The sequence below is a fragment of the Stenotrophomonas sp. STEN008 genome, assembly GCF_056760435.1.
The window spans coordinates 43,433-63,417 of the sequence record NZ_JBRRET010000018.1 but is presented as its reverse complement, the minus strand read 5'-3'; the positions used below and the strand labels follow the sequence as shown (position 1 = coordinate 63,417).

Sequence of the window (19,985 nt, the reverse complement as noted above, 5' to 3'; positions counted from 1 at the left end):
GGGTGTGCCGACCAACGGTCGGCACCCACCCGGATCGATCAGAACCCCAGCGGGGTGTCGCCGACGATCGGCTGCAGCTGGCTGCGGAACAGTGCCTGGATGCGCTCCAGCGCCGCCTCGTCGTCGCCCTCGAAGCGCAGCACCAGTACCGGGGTGGTGTTGGAGGCGCGCACCAGTCCCCAGCCGTCGGGGAAATCCACACGCAGGCCGTCGATGGTCGACAGGCGGCCACCTACATACGGGTTGTCCGGCGACTGCGCTGCCGCCACCAGCATCGCCACCAGGGCGTGCGGCGTACCCTCGGACACCGGCACCTTCAGCTCCGGTGTGGCCACCATCTCCGGCAGTCCGGACAGCACCTCATCCGGGGTTTCCTCGCGCTGGGCCAGGATCTCCAGCAGGCGCGCGGCGGCGTACAGCCCGTCATCGAAGCCGAACCAGCGTTCCTTGAAGAAGAAGTGGCCGCTCATCTCGCCCGCCAGCTCGGCATCGGTCTCGCGCATCTTCGCCTTCATCAGCGAGTGCCCGGTCTTCCACATCAGCGGGCTGCCGCCGTTGCGCAGCACGTGGTCGGACAGCTTGCCCGTGCACTTCACGTCGTAGATCACCATCGCCCCGGGATTGCGCATCAGCACATCGGCGGCGAAGAGCATCAGCAGGCGGTCGGCGTAGATGATCCTGCCCTCGCCGGTGACCACGCCCAGGCGGTCGCCGTCACCGTCGAAGGCCACGCCGAGATCAGCGCCAAAGCGTTTGACCGTCTGTACGAGGTCCTGCAGGTTGTTCGGCTCGCTGGGGTCGGGATGATGATTGGGGAAGGTGCCATCAACATCGCAGTAAAGCGGAATCACCTCGGCACCGATCGCTTCCAGCAGCTGCGGGGCCAGCGCACCGGCAACCCCGTTGCCGGCGTCGGCCACCACCTTCAGCGGGCGGTCGAGCTGCACGTCGTCGGCGATCCGCTGGATGTAATCGGCGCCGACATCGCGCTGCTGGTAGTCACCCGGTTCGGCCGCCTGCACAAGGCGACCCTCGACGATGCGCTGGTACAGGCCGGTGATGGCATCGCCGGACAGCGTTTCGCCGCCGATGACGACCTTGAAGCCGTTGTACTCGGGAGGATTGTGGCTGCCGGTCACCGCCACGCAGGTGCCGGTACGCAGGTGGAATGCGGCGTAATAGACGACCGGCGTGGGCGCCAGGCCGATGTCGATGACCGCGCAGCCGGCACGGCGCAGGCCTTCGGCCAGGCCGGCTGCCAGCTCGGGGCCGGACAGGCGCCCGTCACGGCCGATCACCACCTCGCGCAGGCCCTGTTCCAGCGCAGCGGTACCGATGGCCTGGCCGATCAGCGCGGCGGTCTTTGCCGTCAGTTCGCTGCCCACCACACCGCGGATGTCGTAGGCCCGGAAGATGCCCGCTGCCAGCGCTTCCGCCGGGACCGGCGGCGGAGGGGCCACTGTGGCGTCGGCGGCAGCTTCGGCGACCTGCGGTGGCGCCATCTGCAGGCTCTCGCGCAGCGTCGGGCCCTCATCCACCTCGACGGCGGACGTGCGCCGCGGCAGCGGCAGGCGCTTCGGCAGGCGATCGCGACCGACCAGCAGCAGCACGGCGATGAAGGCCAGCAGCAGCGCGACGATGCCGCTGGCCAGCGCGCCCAGACCGAGCGGGCCGGGTTCGACGTTGGGCACGGCCGCTGCCAGCCGCAGCGGGGTGCCGGCAATCGGCCTTGCCTGCGCCTCGGCGATCTGCGCCAGGCCGGAATCGCCCTGGGTGACCAGATCGTGCGTGCCCTGGCGCAGGCCGAGGAAACCACTGGCAGGTGCGCGGATCTGATCCAGCGGCGCGGTCAGGCGCAGCAGCGGCTGACGGACGTAGACCACCGCCGCCCCCAGACTGCCCAGTTGCACCGGCGCAGCCAGGCCGAGGCGGTTGCCTCCCCCATCGCGGACCACCCGCAGGCTCGGCCGGTCCTCGCCCAATGCCTGCTCCAGCAGGGCCAGGCGCGCATAGCCAAAGGTGGCCGGATCGGCGTAGGCAGCGGCCAGGTCGGCGCCCAGCACCTCCACCCGCTCCACGCCGGACCAGCTCTCGCGCAGGGCCAGCGCAGCGGCGGACGCATCGCCGGCCTGCAGCGCCTGCTGCAGGCGCTCGTTCTTCAACTGCTGCTGCAGCTGCTGCAACTGGCCACTGGCGGCCTGTTGCAGGCCCTGCACGGCCTGGTCACGCGCCTCTTCCAGCGCCTTGCCACCTGCCTCCTGGCGCCACTGCTGCACGGCGCTCCAGCCGAACCAGCCGGCCAGCAACACGAGCAGCACTGCCAGCAGCGGTGCGCTGCGCCCCAACGACCGTCCCTGCTGCCTTTCCCCGATGCCGCTCATCAATGTCCCCCGTCAACGCACCCCGGTATGGCCGAATCCACCCGTTCCCCGCACGCTGTCGGTGAAAGTATCCACCACCTGCAGGCTGACGCGGGCAATCGGAACCACCACCAGCTGCGCGATGCGGTCACCCGGCTCGATCGTGAAGGCCTCGCGGCCCCGGTTCCAGACGCTGATCAGCAGCGGACCCTGGTAGTCGGCGTCGATGAGGCCGGTGCCGTTGCCGAGGACGATGCCGTGGCGATGGCCCAGGCCCGAACGCGGCAGGATGACCGCGCACAGGTGCGGATCGGCAATGTGGATGGCCAGGCCACTGGGAACCAGCGCGGTATCGCCCGGCTGCAAAGTCAGCGCGGTGTCCAGCGCTGCGCGCAGGTCCATGCCGGCACTGGCCTCGGTGGCATACGCCGGCAGCGGCCAGCTGTCGCCGAAGCGCGGATCGAGCAGTTTGACCTGCAACGGTTGCGATGAAATCACCTGGGTCATGCCTGAAGTCTCCGCGCGATCAGCGCCAGCAGTTGTTCGGCCAGCTCGCGCTTGGAGGTCGCCGGGAATACCTGTTCGCCATCCTGCCAGAAGGCCGTGGCGGCGTTGTTGTCACTTTCGAAGCCACCGCCACTGATGCCGACCTGGTTGGCGATCACCAGATCCAGGCGTTTGTCGACCAGCTTGCCACGCGCGTACTTCTCCACGTCGTGGGTTTCGGCGGCGAAACCGACCACCAGCTTCAGCGACTGCGTCTGCGCGGCCACCTCGGCCAGGATGTCCGGGGTACGCACCAGTTCGATCACCAGTGACTGGCTGTCGGCGGTCTTCTTCAGCTTCTGCGGCGCCACCTGCCGCGGGGTGTAGTCGGACACGGCGGCGGCACCGATATAGATGTCGGCCGGCAGCGATGAGAGCACAGCGTCGCGCATCTGCGCGGCCGAGCGCACATCGACGCGCTGCACGCCGACCGGCGTCGGCAGCTGCACGGGACCACTGACCAGCACCACCTGCGCCCCCATCGTCGCCGCGGCCGCGGCCAGTGCGAAGCCCATCTTGCCGCTGCTGCGGTTGCCGACGTAGCGCACCGGGTCGATGTCCTCGTAGGTGGGTCCGGCGCTGATCAGCACACGCAGTCCCTGCAGCGCGCGGGTTGCCGCGGGCGCGGCAGGCGCCACGGCATTGCCGTTGGCCGCCAGCGCGGCAACGATGTCACCCGGCTCGGCCAGCCGCCCCGGGCCGGACTCACCCTCGGCCAACGGCCCGTCGACCGGTCCGATCACCTGCGCGCCCCGCTGGCGCAGCAGTGCGATGTTGGCCTGCGTGGCCGGATGCAGCCACATGCGATGGTTCATCGCCGGACACACGGTCAGCGGCGCGGTACTGGCCAGGCACAACGTGCTGACCAGGTCGTTGGCGTGACCATGGGCCAGGCGCGCCAGCAGGTCGGCGGTGCCCGGTGCGATCACGATGCGGTCGGCCCAGCGCGCCAGCTCGATGTGGCCCATGGCCTGTTCGGCGGCGCTGTCCCACAACGTAGTGCGGGTCGGCTGCCCGGACAGGGCCTGGAAACTGAGCGGGGTCACGAACTGCTGGGCGCCGGCAGTCATCGCCACCTGCACCAGCGCCCCGGCATCGCGCAGCCGCCGCACCAGTTCCAGGGCCTTGTAAGCCGCAATCCCGCCGCCGACACACAACAGCAGTTTCTGGCCTTCCAGCGCGCCGGCCGGCGCGGGGGATGCGTTGGGGGAGTCAGCCACCTGGAATTCCTGTGCAAACGAGGGCGCTAGCTTACCCGATGGTCGGTAATGTCCCGATGCACAGCGCACATAGCTGGCAGCTATCAGCAGATGGAACTTCCACTACCGCAGTTCCCGGGTTCACCCGCCGATGATTCGGAACTTTCCTATACCCGTGCCCTGGTCGGCTTTGCAGAATCGGTACTGGCCACCTCCGGTGCGCCGCTCCGCTTCCCCGAGGATCCCGCGTGCAACCGCGCATCATCATCGCCGACGACCATCCGGTTGTACTGCATGGCATCCGTATCGTGCTGGAGGCTCACCAGATGCAGGTGGCCGGCAGCGCGGCCGACGGTGCCCAGCTGCTCGACCTGCTGCAGCGTGAAACCTGCCATGCCGTCCTCACCGACCTGTCCATGCCCGGCGTCGGCCCCGACGGCCCTGCGCTGCTGGGCGCACTGCGCGAGCGTCATCCGGGCCTGCCGGTGGTGGTGCTGACCGGTGCCCGCCACCCGGGACTGCTGGACAGGCTGCTGCGCGAAGGCATCGATGGCCTGGTCGACAAATGCGCCGGCTTCGCCGAACTGCCGATGGCGCTCGCGGCAGCCATGTCCGGCCAGGTATTCGTCTCACAGCAGCTGCGTCATCACCTGCAGTCGCGCGACCTGCTGTTCCAGCGCACACCGGTCTCGCTCTCCGCGCGCGAGCAGGAAGTCCTGCAGCTGCTCGCCGAGGGCCTGAACATCAACGCCATCGCGGCCCGCTGCGGCCGCAGCCCGAAGACGATCAGCCGGCAGAAGGCCGAGGCCAAGCGCAAGCTGGGACTGCAGAGCAACCAGGAACTGTTCGACTACCTGAAGACCGTGCGCGATTGAGGCATCGGCTGACGGTCATCGGCGGCAAGCGCCGATGGGAGCGCCGGGCGCCGCTGGCGATGATGCAGGCATGCCCATCCATGACTGGCCTGAACAGGAACGTCCCCGCGAGAAGCTGCTGGCGCGGGGTCCCACCATGCTGTCCGACGCGGAGTTGCTGGCGCTGTTCCTCGGCTCCGGGGTCGGCGGCCGCGATGCCGTGCAGACCGCACGCGACCTGCTGCACGCGCACGGTCCGCTACGGGTGCTGCTGGACCGGCCTGCCGGCGAGCTGGCACGACTGCCCGGGCTGGGGCCGGCCCGCAGCTGCACCCTTGCCGCCGGCCTGGAACTGGCCCACCGGTACCTGGCCGCCGAACTGCAGCACGGCGAAGCAGTTGGCGACAATCCCGGGGCGGTGGGGCGCTACCTGCAGCACCGTCTGCGCGGGCAGGCCCGCGAACTGTTCCTGGTGCTGTTCCTGGACAACCGCCACCGGCTGATCGCGTGCGAGGAACTGTTTGCCGGAACCCTCACCGCAGCGGCGGTCTATCCACGGGAGGTCGTGCGGCGCGCCCTGCAGCTCAATGCCGCCGCCGTGATCATCAGCCACAACCACCCGTCCGGCGACCCGGAGCCATCGCCGGCCGACGCGCGCATCACCGAGGAGCTGCAGCAGGCCCTGGCCCTGGTCGACATCCGCCTGCTCGACCATTTCGTAGTGGGCGAAGGCCGTCCTGTTTCGTTTGCTGAACGTGGCCTGCTGGGCCAGCGCCAGGCCCGCCTGTTCGGCTGAGCCCGGCCCCCCGGCCGACCCCGGGGGACCGCACAGGCAGGCAACGGTCAGCGTGGCCGCCGGCATCTGCGCTAAAATGGGCGATTCCGCCGCTCATTCTCACAGCAGGCCTCGTGAAAAATCTCCTCCGCGCCCTGATCAGCCAAGGCATCGAAGCCTTGCGCGCCAATGGCACCCTGCCCGCCGACTCCCTGCCGCCGGACTTCGTGGTCGAGCGCCCGAAGACCCGTGACCATGGCGACTTCGCCACCAACGCCGCAATGCTGCTGGCCAAGGCCGCGCGCAGCAACCCGCGCGCACTGGCGCAGGCACTGGTCGAGGCGCTGCCGCGCAGCGAGGACGTCAGCAAAGTCGAGATCGCCGGACCCGGCTTCATCAACTTCCATCTGGCTCCGGCCGCGTACCAGCGCGAAGCCGCCTCGGTCATCAAGGAAGGCCACGACTACGGGCGCAACCTGTCCGGCAACGGCCGCACGGTGGGCGTGGAGTATGTGTCGGCCAACCCGACCGGTCCGCTGCACGTCGGCCATGGCCGCGCTGCGGCGATCGGCGACTGCGTGGCCCGCGTGCTCGACGCCAACGGCTGGAACGCCAAGCGTGAGTTCTATTACAACGACGCCGGCGTGCAGATCGAGAACCTGGCGCTGTCGGTGCAGGCCCGCGTCCAGGGCATCGCCCCCGACCAGGAGGGCTGGCCGGAAGGCGGCTACCGCGGCGAGTACATCGCCGATGTCGCGCGAGCCTACATGGCCGGCGCCAGCGTCGACCTGGAAGGCACCCTCGTGGTCGGCGCCAAGGATCCGCACGACATGCAGGCGATCCGCCGCTTCGCGGTGGCCTACCTGCGCAACGAGCAGAACCTGGACCTGGCCGCGTTCGGCGTCGATTTCGACATCTACTTCCTGGAAAGCTCGCTGTACGCCGATGGCAAGGTCGCGGAAACCGTGGCCAAGCTGCAGGCGTCCGGCCACACCTACGAGGAAGGCGGCGCACTGTGGCTGCGCAGCACCGACTTCGGTGACGACAAGGACCGCGTGATGCGCAAGTCCGACGGCACCTTCACCTACTTCGTGCCGGACGTGGCCTACCACCTGTCCAAATGGCAGCGCGGCTACGAGCGCGCGATCACCGAGCTGGGCGCCGACCACCACGGGTCGCTGGCGCGCGTGCGTGCAGGCCTGCAGGCGCTGGAAGTGGGCATCCCGCAGGGCTGGCCCGAGTATGTGCTGCATCAGATGGTCACCGTCATGCGCGGCGGCGAGGAAGTGAAGCTGTCCAAGCGTGCCGGCAGCTACTTCACCCTGCGCGACCTGATCGAAGAAGCTGGACGCGATGCGACCCGCTGGTTCCTGATCGCGCGCAAGCCCGATTCGCAGCTGACCTTCGACATCGATCTGGCCCGCCAGCAGAGCAACGACAACCCGGTGTTCTACGTGCAGTACGCGCATGCCCGCGTGTGCAGCCTGCTCCGCCAGGCGCAGGAGAAGGGCCTGGCCTATGACCAGGGCAGTGGCCTGGGGCAGCTCGTGCGCCTGGCCGATGACGCCTCGCTGCTGCTGATGAACGAGATCTCGCGCTATCCGGAAGTGGTCGAAGCCGCCGGCGTGGCGCTGGAGCCGCATCTGGTGGCGCAGTACCTGCGTGAATTGGCGCATGCCTTCCACACGTGGTATCACGGGACACCGGTGCTGGTGGACGACGCCGACGATCGCAACGCCAAGCTGACGCTGGCCTGCGCGGCGCGTCAGGTGCTGGCCAATGGCCTCGACCTCCTGGGCGTGAGCGCCCCGGAAAAAATGTAAGCATCAGGAGACGCAGTACACATGGCAGCACGACGCGGCAAAAACCAGGCACGACGCAACAGCAGCAGCCAGGGCACCCCGGGATGGGTGTGGCTGGTCGCCGGTGTGGCCATCGCCGCCGTGGTGTTCCTGGCGGCGCCGAATCTGTTCAAGGGCGAGGGCGATGGCTTCCTGCGCGCCGGTCCGCAGCCGAACCCGAACGCGCAGCCGGCGCCGGTCGCCGATGCCGACAGCGATGTCGGCACGCAGCCGGCCGCACAACCGGCCACGCCGAAACCGGCCGAAGCCGAGAAGCCGGCGGCGACCCAGTACGACTTCTACACCCTGCTGCCCGGCAAGGAAGTGGAGATGTCCGATGCCGAACTGGCTGCCAGCACCCGCGCCGAGGAACAGCGCCGGGCCAAGGCCGAAGCGCAGCGCGCGCAGGCGGCGCTGGAGGGCAAACCGGTCCCCGCAACGCCGGCACCGACCGCGACGGCCAGTGTCGCCAGCACGGCACCGCTGACCGCGACCAGCCGTCCGCTGCCTGCCCCGCTGAGCGAACGCCCGGCAACGGCTGCACCGGCCACGACCAGTCCGGCGGCGACCAGCACGGCATCGACCGCGCAGGCCGCCCGCGTGGACGCGCCGCCGGCCGCCGCTGCAGCACCGGCCGTGGCCGGCGACAACGCGCGCTACATCCTGCAGGCAGGTGCGTTCGGCGCCTCCGGCGACGCCGAGGCCACCAAGGCCAAGCTGGCGATGATGGGCCTGGCGGCACGGGTGGAGTCGGCGCAGATCAATGGCAAGACCGTGTACCGCGTGCGCATGGGGCCCTACGGCAGCGCCGGTGAGCTGTCCGAAGCCAAGCAGAAGCTGGATGGCACCGGCCTGCAGGCGATGGCGATCAAGGCACAGTGATCGTTCGGGTCTGAACGGAAGAAGCCGGGCATTGCCCGGCTTTCTTTTTTGGGCCCCGCAGGGCCGACCCACGCCGGGCGGCCCTGAAGGCACGCAGGTCAGCCCTCGCGCGCGACCTGGAAGCCGGCGAACGACTGGCTGACCGGCATCAGTTCCAGGCGGTTGATGTTCAGATGCGGCGGCAGGCTGGCAACCCAGAAGATCTGCTCGGCGATGTCCTCGGCGGTCATCGGGTTGGCGCCGGAGTACAGCTTGTCCGACGCGGCCTGGTCACCGTGGGTACGCACCACCGTGAACTCGGTCTCGGCCATGCCCGGCTCGATGGTGGTCACACGCACGCCCGTACCGTGCAGGTCCGAACGCAGGCCCAGCGAGAACTGGCTGACGAACGCCTTGGTACCGCCATACGCGTTGCCGCCCGGGTACGGGTAGACACCGGCAACCGACGAGATGTTGATGATCGCACCCCTGCGTTCGACCAGCTGCGGCAGCAGGCGGTGGGTCAACGTCACCAGGGCGGTGATGTTGGTATCGATCATCGTCGTCCAGTCCTGCAGGCTGGCGCTCTGCGCCGGAGCGGTGCCCTGCGCGAGACCGGCGTTGTTGACCAGCAGGTCGATCTCACCGAATGCGGGGGGCAGCGCCAGCAGCGCCGCTTCCATTGCGATCGGATCGCGGACATCAAACGCCGCTGCGTGCACCACGTCCTTGCCATAGCGCTCGACCAGCGGTTGCAGGCGATCGCTGCGACGGCCGGTGGCGATCACCTTCCAGCCTGCCTGGGCGAAGCGATGGACGGCGGCGGCGCCAAATCCGGACGTGGCGCCGGTAATCAGGACGGTGCGGGACATCAGGCAACTCCGTGGAGGAACGGGACCCCCATTCTGGCACCGTCGGCAGGACCCTGCCTTGCCTGATCGGTCTTCGCGCCGGGCACACTCAGCGCAGGCGGAACACGCGGGCCTTCGGCAGATCCTCGTCGACCTGCAGGAACCAGCGGCCGGCGATGCCCGGGATCACTTCGATCTGCGGCGCCTGGAGGGCCCTGCGCAGCTTCATCTGTCCCTTCATCACCTGCCATTGCTGTCCGTTGTCGAGGGTGAACACCGTGCCGGGGGCCCAACCGGCCACCTCCCCCACCACGCGTGCGCTGAACGGGCCTTCTTCCAGCCCCAGGTGCATGGCTGCCGGCGCCGGAACATTCGCAGGCAGCGGCGCGCCGGCGGGGGCGGCCGTGGCCGCGGAAATGGCAGGCGACGCGGCCTCTGCCTGGCGCAGCACGCGGTTCAACGCCTGCAGCTGGGCCGGGCTCAGCCCCACTTCGGCCAGCTGGGCCGCAGTGAGCCGCTGTTCGACCGGAACAAAACGGTCCTGGGCATGGGCGGCAACACTGCTGGCCGCCAGCAGGAGGAGAACGAGGTACCGGCGCATCGGACGAGGTCTCTACGGAACAGCGCTCACGATGCTTCAATCCGGTGACAATCCGGTGACAACGGCCGGACCGCTACAATGGGCCATGATCAACAATGATGTACTGCGCAGCGTGCGCTACTCCCTGGACCTGGGCGACCACCACGTGGTGGCCCTGTGCCAGCTGGCCGACCCGACCTTCGCGGTGGATCTCGAGCAGGCCAGGGCCTGGCTGCGGCGCGAGGATGAAGCCGGCTTCGTGCCGATGGACGACAGTGCGCTGGCGCACTTCCTGGATGGCCTGATCGTGCACCTGCGCGGCCGCGACGAGAGCCAGCCGCAGCGCGCCGTGGAAACCCGCATCGACAACAACCTGGTGCTGAAGAAGCTGCGCGTGGCGTTCCAGCTGCGCGACGTCGATCTGATGGACATCTTCGCCAGCGCCGGCTTCAAGGTATCCAAGTCCGAGATCGGGGCGCTGTTCCGCCAACCCGGGCATGCCACCTACCGACGTTGCCTGGATCAGATGCTGCGCAACTTCCTCAAGGGCCTGAGCCAGCGCCTGCGCGGTTGAGCCGCGCGGTACCGGCCCATGGGTGGCCGATACCGTCGTGGCGGCGCCGGCCCGCTAGAAGCTGCCCTGCAGCGCCAGTTCCCAGCGCCCGCCCGCGTTGCCCGGGAACAGGCGTCTGGCCGCGGTATCGGTGTCATGCACGGTGGCCCGCACTTCCCACGCCGGAGCCAACGTGGCGATGGCGCTGAGCTGCCCGTGCACGTAATCCGGCCCCTGCGCGGCCGCCAGCCAGTAGTGGCCCACGGCCGCTTCAAGCCGGATGCGCTCGTGCAGCGGCAGGCGCACGCCCAACTGTGCGTAGGTACCGCGATGGCCACCGCCCAGGGCATCGCTGGAATGCGCGACCTGCAGCCAGGTCCGCTGCTTCCAGCCCACCGTGGCAGCGAACTCTGTCCAGTCCAGCGCGCGGGCTGTCCCCGGATACACGTAGCGGGTCAGGTTGGCGTCCAGCGTCCAGTCCGCGGCCGGTGTGCCGGACCAGCCCGCCACCAGATCGAACTCGCTGCGTGCGCCGTTGTCCGGCTTGAACGATACGTTCGAGCCCCACCCGCTGGCATACCACCCGGACGCGAGCGCGAACTTCGCTCCGGCCTGCACCGCCGGGTCGCCGTCACTCTGCGAACTGCCCCGCCAGACGTAATCGCTGGTCAACGTGGCGTTGCCGCTCACCTGTGCCTGCGCGCTGCCCACGCCCAGCAGTCCCGCCACCGCCGCGGCCACCGCCGCGATCATTCCCTTGCTGTCCACTGCACATCATTCCTCATCCAATGGCGGCTCAACCGCCGGGACGGCAGTGTCGATGGCCGGGCCGTAACGGTTCGATGGCGCTACCGTGGCCGGGGCGCAAAATCAGCGTAAAACCGCTTGGCAGTGGCGCGGTATGATGGCCGCCTGTTTCCAGGAAACCACCCATGGACGCCATCCTGACGCCGGTATCGATCGGCGAGCTGATCGACAAGATCACCATTCTCGAGATCAAGGCCGAACGCATCGGCGATGCCACCAAGCTGGCCAATGTGCGGACGGAGCTGGACGGCCTGCTGCCGTTGCTGCAGCAGCAGCTGCAGGCACAGCCGGCACTTGCCGCGCTGAAGCAGCAGCTCAAGGCCATCAACGAGCGCATGTGGGACATCCAGGACCAGCTGCGCGACAAGGAAGCGGCACAGGTGTTCGATGATGCCTTCGTCCAGCTGGCGCGCGGCGTGTACGGTACCAATGGCGAGCGCGTGCAGGTCAAGAACGAGATCAACCGCGTTGCGGGGTCGGCACTGGTCGAAGAGAAGCAGTACCAGGGGGAATAAGCCCGGGTTTCAGCCGCATTCGAGCAGGTGGCGGATGCGGAACAGCTCGCCGTCGCTGCGGATGCCGAGCTTCTGGTAGGCGGCTTTTTTCTGCGAGCTGACCGTGCTTGCGGAACGGCCGAAGCGCTGCGCGACTTCGCCGGTGCTGCAGCCTTCCAGCACCAGGCGCAGCACCTCGCGCTCGCGGCGGCTGAGCGGCATCAATGAGGGCATGCGGCGCGCCCGCGAGCGGCTCAACTGCGGGCGCAGTTCCGGCGGCACGAACCGCCCACCCCGGGCCACCACCTCCACAGCCCGCAGCAGCACGCGCGGTGCGGTCGCCTTGGACAGGAAGCCGCGCGCGCCGGCCTGCATGGCCGTCACCACCGTGCTGGCGTTGCAATGGGCTGAAAGCACCAGCACCGGCAACGACGGCCACTGCTGCGACAGCGTGCGCAGCAGTTGCAGGCCAACCCCTTGGTCACCCAGCGGAAGGGCATCGATCACCAGCAGATCGACACAACCGGGCTGCTGATGCAGCAGCGACAGCAGGTCGGCTTCATTGGCGAAGCTGCCACGGACCTGCAGACCGCTGTGCTCACATAACAACACTTCCAGGCCCAGCCGCAGCACCGGATGCGGATCCAGCAGCGCCAGGCGGCGCAGCTTCCCGGTATGCGGGGTGGCGGGGGCGGGCGGCATCAGTCGGATCCGGCGGAAGTGGATGCCCACCGTAGGTCGCGCCCTGCAACGGCGGAATCCAATTCGTTGCAATGCAGCATCGACTGCGCAGCCGCAGTCAGATTTCATTTCGGTTGGGTGGAACGCAACAGGCCCGGCAGATGCCGGGCCTGTCGATGCACGCAGGGCGCAGAGCGCCTGCAGCGATTACCAGCTGAAGCGCGGGCCGACGGTGTATTCCTTGTCACCGTCGCGGTTCATCTTGAGCTCGCCGTTCAGGCCCCAGTTCTGGTTCAGCTTCACCTGACCACCCAGGCGGCCGTACCACTCGCCTTCCGGATTGATGCCGCGCTTCTTCGAGAAGTCTTCGTAACCAACCATGCCGTAGACTTCGGCGTGGGCACCGAACGCGGTGCGGATGCCGGCTTCAGCGCTGTAGCCGTTGAAATCCAGGCCATGCTCCAGGTCACGCTTCTGGTACGCCACGCGGGCCACGAAGTCGGTCGACGGTGCGATTTCCTGGTTGTAGCCGACACCGACCTTCCACTGGTCCAGCTTGAGGTTGGTGTGGTCGATTTCCTGGCGGCTGTAGTCACCGAAGGCGTGGAAGTTCGGCAGGAAGCCGTAGGAACCCTTCACGCCCCAGCCGTCGGCCTTGAACGCGTCGATGTCGGTCTTGGCGTAGTTGGCTTCAGCATAGTTGTAGGACAGGTTCTCGGCAGCCGAGGCGGAGAACGGCAGGGCAGCAGCCAGCGCCAGGGCAATCAGCGAATTCTTCATGGGGGTACACCTTTACTTTCTTATGGTGAGCAGCAGCGCGGAAGCGCCGTCGCATCGGGAATGTAAATTCTCCGTTATTCGCCACAACGCACCCTGAAAACAGCAACCTTCGCATTGCTGAATTTTTTGGCTTGATTCAGGCGGTCTCTGGCATACGCGCGGCGCGCGGGTACGTCCTGAATGCTTCGATCGCGACCGTGTCGATCTGCGGCGCCCTGGTTCGTCGAACAGAAGAAGGCCGCACATGCAGTGCGGTCCATCACGGAGGCAGGCAATGAGTTACATCGATGGTTTCGTTCTGGCGGTTCCCACCGCCAACAAGGAAAAGTTCCTCGCCCATGCGCGAAGCGGCGACGTGGTCTTCATCGAGTACGGGGCGCTGCGCGTGGTCGAGTGCTGGGGCGATGACGTGCCGCGTGGCAAGACGACGGACTTCTTCGGCGCAGTGAAAGCGACACCGGAAGAGGCGGTGGTGTTTTCCTGGATCGAGTGGCCTGACAAGGCCACCCGTGATTCCGGCATGCAGAAGATGATGGAAGACCCGCGCCTGGACCCCGCGAAGAACCCGATGCCGTTCGACGGTGCGCGGATGATCTATGGCGGTTTCACACCCATCTACGAACTGACCCGCTGACGCCTTCGCGGCGCTCAGCGCGTACCTGCGTCGTCTTCTCCGGCAGTGCCGGCGCCCAGGGCGGCGCCGGCCCCCAGGCCGAGCCCGCCCATGCCGGCGCCCATGCCCATTCCTCCGCCTCCGCCCGCACGACCGCCCTTGCCTTCGCCTTCAGGGCGGCCCTTGCCGCCCCCGCTGCCGCCCGCGGGCCGGGTCGGGCCCTGCCGTGGAATCTGCAGATCGGCCGGGATCGGCGCCAGATCCAGGGCTTCGCGGACAAAATCGCGCAGCGACACCACCAGCTCATGCGTGTGCACCGGTCGTCCCTGCGCCAGCTCATCGGCGGCGCGCGCGGCCAGCCGCACCTGCTCATCGGTACCCAGCAGCAGGATGTCCGACAAGGCCGCTTCGACGGCGTCGCGGATGCGCCGCGCGCGATCCGAACCGGGTTCGACGATGCCCTGCTCATGGGCGCGCTGGCGCAGGTCGCGCAGATGACTGGGGTCGACCCCCAGCTCACCGGTGAACGAACCGCCCAGGGTTTTGTAGGCGGCCATCAGCGTGCGCAGCCGTTCGTTGATCTGCCGGTTCTCGCGCTCGCGGCGCTGCTGCAGGGTCTGCATCACCAGCAGGCGGATACCCACACCCAGCAGCGTGATCAGCACCAGGCCGGCCAACGTGGAAAGCACACCCTGCCAGGAACTGAAATCGATGCCACGCATGATGGGAACTCCAGCGGAGGGACTTCATCTTGCCCCAGGACGACCCCGCAGGCTTCATGCCGGGCCGTTGTCCCCCCCATGAACGCAGAAGGCCCCACCACCCGGCAGGGCGGAGGGGCCTTCGCCGCTCGCGCGATTACTTGCGCTTGGCAGCCTTGCGCACGGCCTTCTTCGCCGGGGCCTTCTTGGCAGCAGCCTTCTTCAGAGGCGCAGCCTTGCGGGCGACGGCCTTCTTGGTGGTCGCTGCCTTCTTGGCAACCGTCTTGCGGGTGGCAGCGGCCTTCTTGCCGACAACCTTCTTGGCGGCAGCCGTCTTCTTGGCGGCGACCTTGCGGGTAGCGGCAACCTTCTTGCCGACAACCTTCTTCGCGGCCACGGTCTTCTTGCCAGCCACCTTCTTGGCGGCGACCGTCTTCTTGGCCACGGCCTTCTTGGCGGTGGCCACCTTCTTGCCGACAACCTTCTTCGCGGCGGCGGCCTTCTTGGCGACCGTCTTCTTGGTGGCGGCTGCCTTCTTGGTCGCAGCCTTCTTCACCGTGGCGACCTTCTTGCCGGCAGCCTTGGTGGCGGCCTTGGTGGACTTCTTGGCAACAGCAGCCTTCTTGGCGACAGTCTTGCCGGCAGCGGCCTTCTTCTTGGCCACTTCCTTCTTCAGGGCAGCGGCTTCGGCCTTGGCATTCTTCTTGGCGGCTTCCAGCTTCTGCTTGGCCTTGGCGACCGTCTTGCCGACCGACTTGGCGGCCTTCTCGGCCTTCTTGGCAACGGTCTTCTCGACCTTGGCCACGGCCTTCTTGGCCTTGGCGACGCGGGTGGTGGCGGCCTTGCGGGCGCGCTTGACGGTCTTCTTCACCGACTTCACTGCGTCTTCAGCGGCGTGGGCGATGGTCTCGCCGACGTTGGTGGCGGTTTCTTTCGCGTTCTCGACGGCGTCGGTCACGACCGACACACCATTACCGTTGCTCATGTTGCCCTCCTGGGGGCGTGGATTGTCAAAACGGGGCGATGCTATACCGACAATGACGATCGTGGAACGGGTGGTACGCCTGCAATCGCGTCTGCTGCGACGATAGTAGTGTAGGGGGAGGCTGGTGCTGCTACCGTCGATCCGCAGCAAACCCCTTTTTTTCAGCGCTGCGCCATCGGATTGAGGTGCACGTCGCGGCGACGGGCTGCCTGCACGCCCCTTGCCGGAACCTGCACGCGCGACGTGCCATCGTGCACCTTGGATGGGCGGAACTGCGCAAGTATCAGAGGGTGTCCTGGCCACGCCGGCGGACACACCCTATCGGTGTAGCGCCGATGGCCGACCGCACCGCAGGCGGGTCAGCCGTCGTCGGGCGCCGCATCGACGAGGGTCTCTTTCATCGCGCATTTATCCACGCCGCGGCAGATTCATTCAGCTTGTTTTACCGTATGGGCCAACGGCCCCCATCCCACGCCTGCGAACCGACTCCCATGCGACCGCTACCTACTCTTCTCACGCTCGCAATCGCCGCCGCCTTCGGTGGATTCGTCGCCACCGGCATCAACGCCCACCTGGACAACCGCGCCGACGCCGCGCCCTTGCCGGCTGCCCTTCCGGCCACCGCCGCATTGCCGGCTTCGGTCGCCGGCCAGCCGGTGCCTTCGCTGGCACCGATGCTGGAAAAGACCATGCCCGCCGTGGTCAGCGTCAACACCAAGCAGGTGGTACGGGTACGCAACCCCTTCTTCAACGACCCGTTCTTCCGCCGCCTGTTCCCGGACATCCCGCAGGAACGGATCAACGAATCGCTGGGTTCGGGCGTCATCATCGACGCGAAGGAAGGCCTGGTGCTGACCAACCACCACGTCATCGAGAACGCCGATGACGTGCAGGTGACGCTCGCTGACGGGCGCACGGTCAAGGCCGAATTCCTCGGTTCGGACCGCGACACCGACATCGCCCTGATCCGCATCCCGGCGCAGAACCTCACCGAGATCAAGCTCGGCAACAGCGACCAGCTGCGGGTCGGCGACTTCGTGGTGGCGATCGGCAATCCGTTCGGCTTCAGCCAGACGGTGACCTCGGGCATCGTCTCGGCGGTCGGCCGCAGTGGCATCCGTGGGCTGGGCTACCAGAACTTCATCCAGACCGACGCCTCGATCAACCCGGGCAACTCCGGAGGTGCGCTGGTCGATCTGCAGGGCCAGCTGGTCGGCATCAACACCGCCAGCTTCAACCCGCAGGGCAGCATGGCCGGCAACATCGGCCTGGGCCTGGCCATTCCCACCAACCTGGCGCGCAGCGTGGTCGACCAGCTGGTCAAGCATGGCGTGGTGGTGCGCGGCACCCTGGGCGTGGAAAGCCAGAACCTGAGCGCGCAGATCGCCCAGGGCCTGGGCCTGGGCGAAACCCGCGGCGCGCTGATCACCCGGGTACTGGCCGGTTCGGCCGGTGCGGCGGCCGGGCTGAAGCCGGGCGACGTCGTGGTTGCCGCCAACGGTCAGCGCGTGGACAGCGCCGAAGCCCTGCACAACGTGGAGGGCCTGGCAGCGGTAGGCAGCGTACTGGCGCTGGACGTGCGCCGCGAAGGCAAGCCGCTGCAGATCCGGGCGACGCTGAAGGAGCAGGCGCGCGCCGCCAGCGGCGACAGCCTGGACCCGCGCCTGGGCGGCGCGACCTTCGTCGACCTGCCCGAATCGCTGCGCCAGTCCGGCGTACGCGGGGTGCTGGTCAGCGAGGTCAAGCGCGGCAGCCGCGCAGCCAGCAACGGGCTCCAGCAGGGCGACATCATCACCGATGCCACGGTGGGTGAATTCGCCGACCTGGCCAGCTGGCGCGCCAATTTCCAGCAGCGGCCACCGACCCTGGTGCTGCGCATCCTGCGCAACAACGGCCAGCAGCAGGGCCAGTTGGTGATGCGCTGATCGCTCCGCCGTAACACCCCCTATACCCGGCCAGTGCTATTGCTGTACGTCCCTGTCGGCTGAAGCCGATCGTCTGTTCCCCCATCGCAACAGGAGTGATTCGATGAGCCCCACCAATACCGAGAACCTGAAGGAACACCTGGGTGAAGCCGGTTCCCACCTCAAGCAGGCCGCCAGTGCTGCCGGCGGTGCGATCAAGGGCGCGACCGGCGCTGCAACCGACGAACTGCGCATCGGCAAGGCCAACGTCAAGGCCGAGCTGTCCGACACGGCGCTGTCCGGCCTGGCTGCGGCTGAATTCGGCGGCGCTGCCGCCAAGGAACAGGTCGATGCACTGATGGACAAGGGCAAGGATCTGATCGACAGCGCCGCTGAACTGATCCGTGAACGTCCCTTGGCATCGTTCGGTGTTGCCTTCGCCACTGGCTGGATCATCGCCAAGCTGGCTCGCGGCAGCAGCGACAAGTAAGTCCACGGCGTGAGCGAAGACAACACGCAACGCCCCGATCCGGCGGCCACCCCGCCGCTGGACGAGAGCATCCGCCAGGTCGGCGCGGCCGGTCGCGCCGCCGCCGATTCGGCCAAGCACACGCTGCGCTCGCTGCGTCGCCTGGCCTCGTCGGATTTCGCGCTCGCCCGCAGTGCGTTCGGCCGGGCCCTGGCCTGGGCGGGCGTGGCGATCGTGTTCGGGGCCTCGGCCTGGCTGCTGATGGCCGCCACGCTCATCGCCCTGCTGCAGAGCTGGGGCCTGAGTTGGCTGCAGGCGCTTCTGATCACCTCGCTGATCAGCCTCGCAGTAACCGGCTATGCGATCTGGCGGGTGTCCTACTTCTTCCACCACACCGGCATGCACGCTACCCGGCGCCAGCTGTCGCGCCTTGGCCTGTTCGACGAGCCCAGCGAAGACGATCCCGATGCCGGCGTACAGATTCCGGAGGGCAAGCCATGAAGTTCGGCGCATTGCAGCGGCGGGTGAAGCGTTGCGAACAGGTGGTGGCCGTGCGCATGGGTGAAACCCAGGACAACTGGACCGTGCTCAGCGAGGTCTGGCGCCGGGGCTGGTCTCCCCTGCGCATCGTGGTGGTCGGCCTGGCCGGTGGCTTCGTGGCCGGCAAGCTGGAAGTGCCGGGCAAAGTGAACGGTGCGCGCTGGCTGCAGATGATCGGCTCGGTCTCCAGCCTGGTGGCCAGCGGCCAGGCAGCACTGGCTGCCGCGGTGGCAGCCTACGCCGCCGACACCGCAGACGATGCGGCCGACACTGCCGAAGCCGCCGCCGACCCGGTCGCTCCCGCTGCCGCGGCACCCGCTTCCGCGCCACCTGCCGAGCCTGAGGCGCGCGAACCGCGGCCTGCCGAAGCGGCCACCGAACTGTCCGAACGTTGACGAACAGCATCCGCCGCGTTGACCGCGGCGGACGGATAATAGGCTCCCCTTCCCGGTCGGTACGTCGATGAGCGAGTCCCTCCTGTCCCCGTCACCGGCCGAACCCGCACCGTCTGCTGCCGCCCTTCCGCCGCCCACCCGCCCGCGCGGGCCGATGTCGCTGGTGGTGCTGGCAACGCTGGCGGTGGCCTACACGCTGTGGGCCGCACAGGACATCATCCTGCCGGTACTGCTGGCGATGTTCTTCGCGCTGGTCGGCAACCCGATCCTGCGCCTGCTGCAGAAGCTGTGGATTCCGCGGGCGCTGGGAGCGCTGCTGGTTCTCGGTGCCGGCCTGGGCGTGACCAGCTCGCTGGCCGTGCAGCTGATCGGCCCGGCGATGGAATGGGCGCAGGAAGCGCCACAACAGCTGCGCAAGGTCGCCCGGCAGGTACAGGATCTGACCAAGCCGGTGCAGCAGGCCAATCTGGCGGCCGAGAACTTCGCCCGCGTTGCCGGCGGCGACAGCAATCGCAAGGTGCAGGTGATCCGGACCCAGCTGGACGATCCCTATCGCATGCTGACCCGCGCACCCCGGCTGGCCGCCTCGGTACTGGCCGTGGTCCTGCTGACGCTGTTCTTCATGATCTATGGGCAAAGCCTGCAGCGCGCGGCGATCGCATTGTTCCCGAACCGCCAGCAACAGCGCTTCACCAGCGACATCCTGCGCTCGATCGAGCGCGAGGTGTCGCGCTATGTGCTGACCATCAGCGTGATCAACACGCTGGTCGGCCTGGTTTTCGCGGGCGTGCTGATGCTGCTGGGGATCGGCCTGCAGGAAGCGCTGCTGTGGGGGACGGTGGCGGCACTGCTGAACTTCGCGCCCTATGTGGGCCCGTTGATCGGAGCAGCGCTGATGCTGCTGATGGGCTTCGTCGAATTCCGCGACCCGCTGCAGGCACTGCTGCCCGCCGCGGCGTATCTGGGCCTGCATACCCTGGAGGGCCAGCTGGTGACCCCGATCGTGCTGGGCCGGCGCATGAAGCTCTCGCCGCTGGTCCTGATCCTGGCACTGATGGTGTTCGGCTGGGCCTGGGGCATGATCGGGCTGCTGCTGGCGGTGCCGCTGCTGGTCTGCATCAAGCTGGTGCTGGCCCGGCTGGACGGCATGCAGGGCTGGGCGCGCCTGCTGGAATGAAAGCGCGCGCGGGCAGGCG

At 68.0% G+C, this 19,985-nt stretch carries 22 protein-coding genes; 12 read left to right on the top strand and 10 right to left on the bottom strand.

Annotation, left to right across the window (positions count from 1 at the left end; translation table 11 throughout):
• Nucleotides 1–38 precede the first annotated feature (38 nt).
• From ACVOME_RS10835 to coaBC, 3 genes are read right to left on the bottom strand one after another with little or no spacing between them, the layout of a single operon-like run.
• The gene (locus tag ACVOME_RS10835; protein ID WP_481505080.1) at nt 39–2,381 is read right to left on the bottom strand and encodes a phosphomannomutase/phosphoglucomutase; all 2,343 of its coding nucleotides are present in this window, start codon (nt 2,379–2,381) and stop codon (nt 39–41) included.
• A 12-nt stretch (nt 2,382–2,393) separates the two neighbouring features.
• Complete coding sequence (gene dut, locus ACVOME_RS10830; RefSeq protein WP_053516506.1) at nt 2,394–2,867, bottom strand: dUTP diphosphatase; 474 nt, start codon at nt 2,865–2,867, stop codon at nt 2,394–2,396.
• On the bottom strand, nt 2,864–4,126 hold the full coding sequence (gene coaBC, locus ACVOME_RS10825; RefSeq protein ID WP_481505079.1) for a bifunctional phosphopantothenoylcysteine decarboxylase/phosphopantothenate--cysteine ligase CoaBC: 1,263 nt from the start codon (nt 4,124–4,126) through the stop codon (nt 2,864–2,866). The genes dut and coaBC overlap by 4 nt, the downstream gene beginning before the upstream one ends.
• A 227-nt stretch (nt 4,127–4,353) precedes the next feature.
• On the opposite strand from coaBC, the gene ACVOME_RS10820 reads away from it, so the two are divergent.
• The 4 genes from ACVOME_RS10820 (at nt 4,354) to ACVOME_RS10805 (ending at nt 8,457) form a co-directional block, all read left to right on the top strand.
• Nucleotides 4,354–4,980 carry a response regulator gene (locus tag ACVOME_RS10820; RefSeq protein ID WP_053516509.1) on the top strand — a complete coding sequence of 209 codons (627 nt, stop codon included), beginning with the start codon at nt 4,354–4,356 and terminating at the stop codon, nt 4,978–4,980.
• Nucleotides 4,981–5,050: 70 nt separating this feature from the next.
• Nucleotides 5,051–5,755 (top strand): RadC family protein, encoded by a 705-nt coding sequence (gene radC / locus ACVOME_RS10815; RefSeq protein ID WP_065174506.1) that lies wholly within the window; start codon nt 5,051–5,053, stop codon nt 5,753–5,755.
• A 113-nt stretch (nt 5,756–5,868) separates the two neighbouring features.
• Nucleotides 5,869–7,557: an arginine--tRNA ligase gene (gene argS / locus ACVOME_RS10810; RefSeq protein ID WP_053516518.1), complete on the top strand. Its 1,689-nt coding sequence runs from the start codon at nt 5,869–5,871 to the stop codon at nt 7,555–7,557.
• 21 nt (nt 7,558–7,578) lie between these two features.
• Nucleotides 7,579–8,457, top strand: coding sequence for an SPOR domain-containing protein (locus ACVOME_RS10805; RefSeq protein ID WP_481505078.1), 879 nt, complete (start codon nt 7,579–7,581; stop codon nt 8,455–8,457).
• A gap of 98 nt (nt 8,458–8,555) precedes the next feature.
• On the opposite strand, the gene ACVOME_RS10800 is transcribed toward ACVOME_RS10805, so the two are convergent.
• Entirely contained in the window at nt 8,556–9,308 is a 753-nt protein-coding gene (locus tag ACVOME_RS10800) for an SDR family NAD(P)-dependent oxidoreductase (protein ID WP_065174225.1), read from the bottom strand.
• An 88-nt stretch (nt 9,309–9,396) separates the two neighbouring features.
• Nucleotides 9,397–9,888, bottom strand: a complete 492-nt coding sequence (locus tag ACVOME_RS10795) for a hypothetical protein (RefSeq protein WP_481505077.1) — start codon at nt 9,886–9,888, stop codon at nt 9,397–9,399.
• 85 nt (nt 9,889–9,973) lie between these two features.
• Here ACVOME_RS10795 and ACVOME_RS10790 point away from each other — a divergent pair, with 85 nt between their 5' ends.
• Complete coding sequence (locus tag ACVOME_RS10790; RefSeq protein ID WP_481505076.1) at nt 9,974–10,441, top strand: YehS family protein; 468 nt, start codon at nt 9,974–9,976, stop codon at nt 10,439–10,441.
• 54 nt (nt 10,442–10,495) lie between these two features.
• Here the strand turns inward: ACVOME_RS10790 and ACVOME_RS10785 are convergent, their stop codons facing one another.
• Nucleotides 10,496–11,188, bottom strand: coding sequence for a TorF family putative porin (locus ACVOME_RS10785; protein WP_481505075.1), 693 nt, complete (start codon nt 11,186–11,188; stop codon nt 10,496–10,498).
• Nucleotides 11,189–11,352: 164 nt separating this feature from the next.
• Here ACVOME_RS10785 and ACVOME_RS10780 point away from each other — a divergent pair, with 164 nt between their 5' ends.
• Nucleotides 11,353–11,742 (top strand): DUF6165 family protein, encoded by a 390-nt coding sequence (locus ACVOME_RS10780; protein WP_065174221.1) that lies wholly within the window; start codon nt 11,353–11,355, stop codon nt 11,740–11,742.
• 9 nt (nt 11,743–11,751) lie between these two features.
• Here ACVOME_RS10780 and ACVOME_RS10775 read toward each other — a convergent pair whose 3' ends face one another.
• On the bottom strand, nt 11,752–12,423 hold the full coding sequence (locus ACVOME_RS10775; RefSeq protein WP_053516559.1) for a response regulator transcription factor: 672 nt from the start codon (nt 12,421–12,423) through the stop codon (nt 11,752–11,754).
• Nucleotides 12,424–12,609: 186 nt separating this feature from the next.
• Entirely contained in the window at nt 12,610–13,182 is a 573-nt protein-coding gene (locus tag ACVOME_RS10770; protein WP_053516527.1) for an OmpO family porin, read from the bottom strand.
• A gap of 274 nt (nt 13,183–13,456) precedes the next feature.
• Between ACVOME_RS10770 and ACVOME_RS10765 the strand changes: the two genes are divergently transcribed.
• Nucleotides 13,457–13,816 carry a DUF1428 domain-containing protein gene (locus tag ACVOME_RS10765; protein WP_481505074.1) on the top strand — a complete coding sequence of 120 codons (360 nt, stop codon included), beginning with the start codon at nt 13,457–13,459 and terminating at the stop codon, nt 13,814–13,816.
• Nucleotides 13,817–13,830: 14 nt separating this feature from the next.
• Here the strand turns inward: ACVOME_RS10765 and ACVOME_RS10760 are convergent, their stop codons facing one another.
• Together ACVOME_RS10760 and ACVOME_RS10755 are read right to left on the bottom strand one after the other, a co-directional pair.
• Nucleotides 13,831–14,517 carry a hypothetical protein gene (locus tag ACVOME_RS10760; protein ID WP_065182009.1) on the bottom strand — a complete coding sequence of 229 codons (687 nt, stop codon included), beginning with the start codon at nt 14,515–14,517 and terminating at the stop codon, nt 13,831–13,833.
• A gap of 136 nt (nt 14,518–14,653) precedes the next feature.
• Nucleotides 14,654–15,481: a histone gene (locus ACVOME_RS10755; protein WP_481505073.1), complete on the bottom strand. Its 828-nt coding sequence runs from the start codon at nt 15,479–15,481 to the stop codon at nt 14,654–14,656.
• Nucleotides 15,482–15,972: 491 nt separating this feature from the next.
• On the opposite strand from ACVOME_RS10755, the gene ACVOME_RS10750 reads away from it, so the two are divergent.
• The 5 genes from ACVOME_RS10750 to ACVOME_RS10730 all read left to right on the top strand — a co-directional run bounded on the left by ACVOME_RS10750 (nt 15,973) and on the right by ACVOME_RS10730 (nt 19,966).
• A complete protein-coding gene (locus tag ACVOME_RS10750) occupies nt 15,973–17,406 on the top strand; it encodes a Do family serine endopeptidase (RefSeq protein ID WP_053516532.1) in 1,434 nt (477 codons plus the stop codon).
• Nucleotides 17,407–17,509: 103 nt separating this feature from the next.
• Nucleotides 17,510–17,875 (top strand): hypothetical protein, encoded by a 366-nt coding sequence (locus tag ACVOME_RS10745; protein ID WP_053516533.1) that lies wholly within the window; start codon nt 17,510–17,512, stop codon nt 17,873–17,875.
• A 9-nt stretch (nt 17,876–17,884) separates the two neighbouring features.
• Nucleotides 17,885–18,355, top strand: a complete 471-nt coding sequence (locus tag ACVOME_RS10740) for a phage holin family protein (RefSeq protein ID WP_053516534.1) — start codon at nt 17,885–17,887, stop codon at nt 18,353–18,355.
• Complete coding sequence (locus tag ACVOME_RS10735; RefSeq protein WP_053516536.1) at nt 18,352–18,789, top strand: hypothetical protein; 438 nt, start codon at nt 18,352–18,354, stop codon at nt 18,787–18,789. The genes ACVOME_RS10740 and ACVOME_RS10735 overlap by 4 nt, the downstream gene beginning before the upstream one ends.
• A 67-nt stretch (nt 18,790–18,856) precedes the next feature.
• Nucleotides 18,857–19,966, top strand: a complete 1,110-nt coding sequence (locus tag ACVOME_RS10730) for an AI-2E family transporter (RefSeq protein ID WP_111186484.1) — start codon at nt 18,857–18,859, stop codon at nt 19,964–19,966.
• Nucleotides 19,967–19,985: the final 19 nt, after the last annotated feature.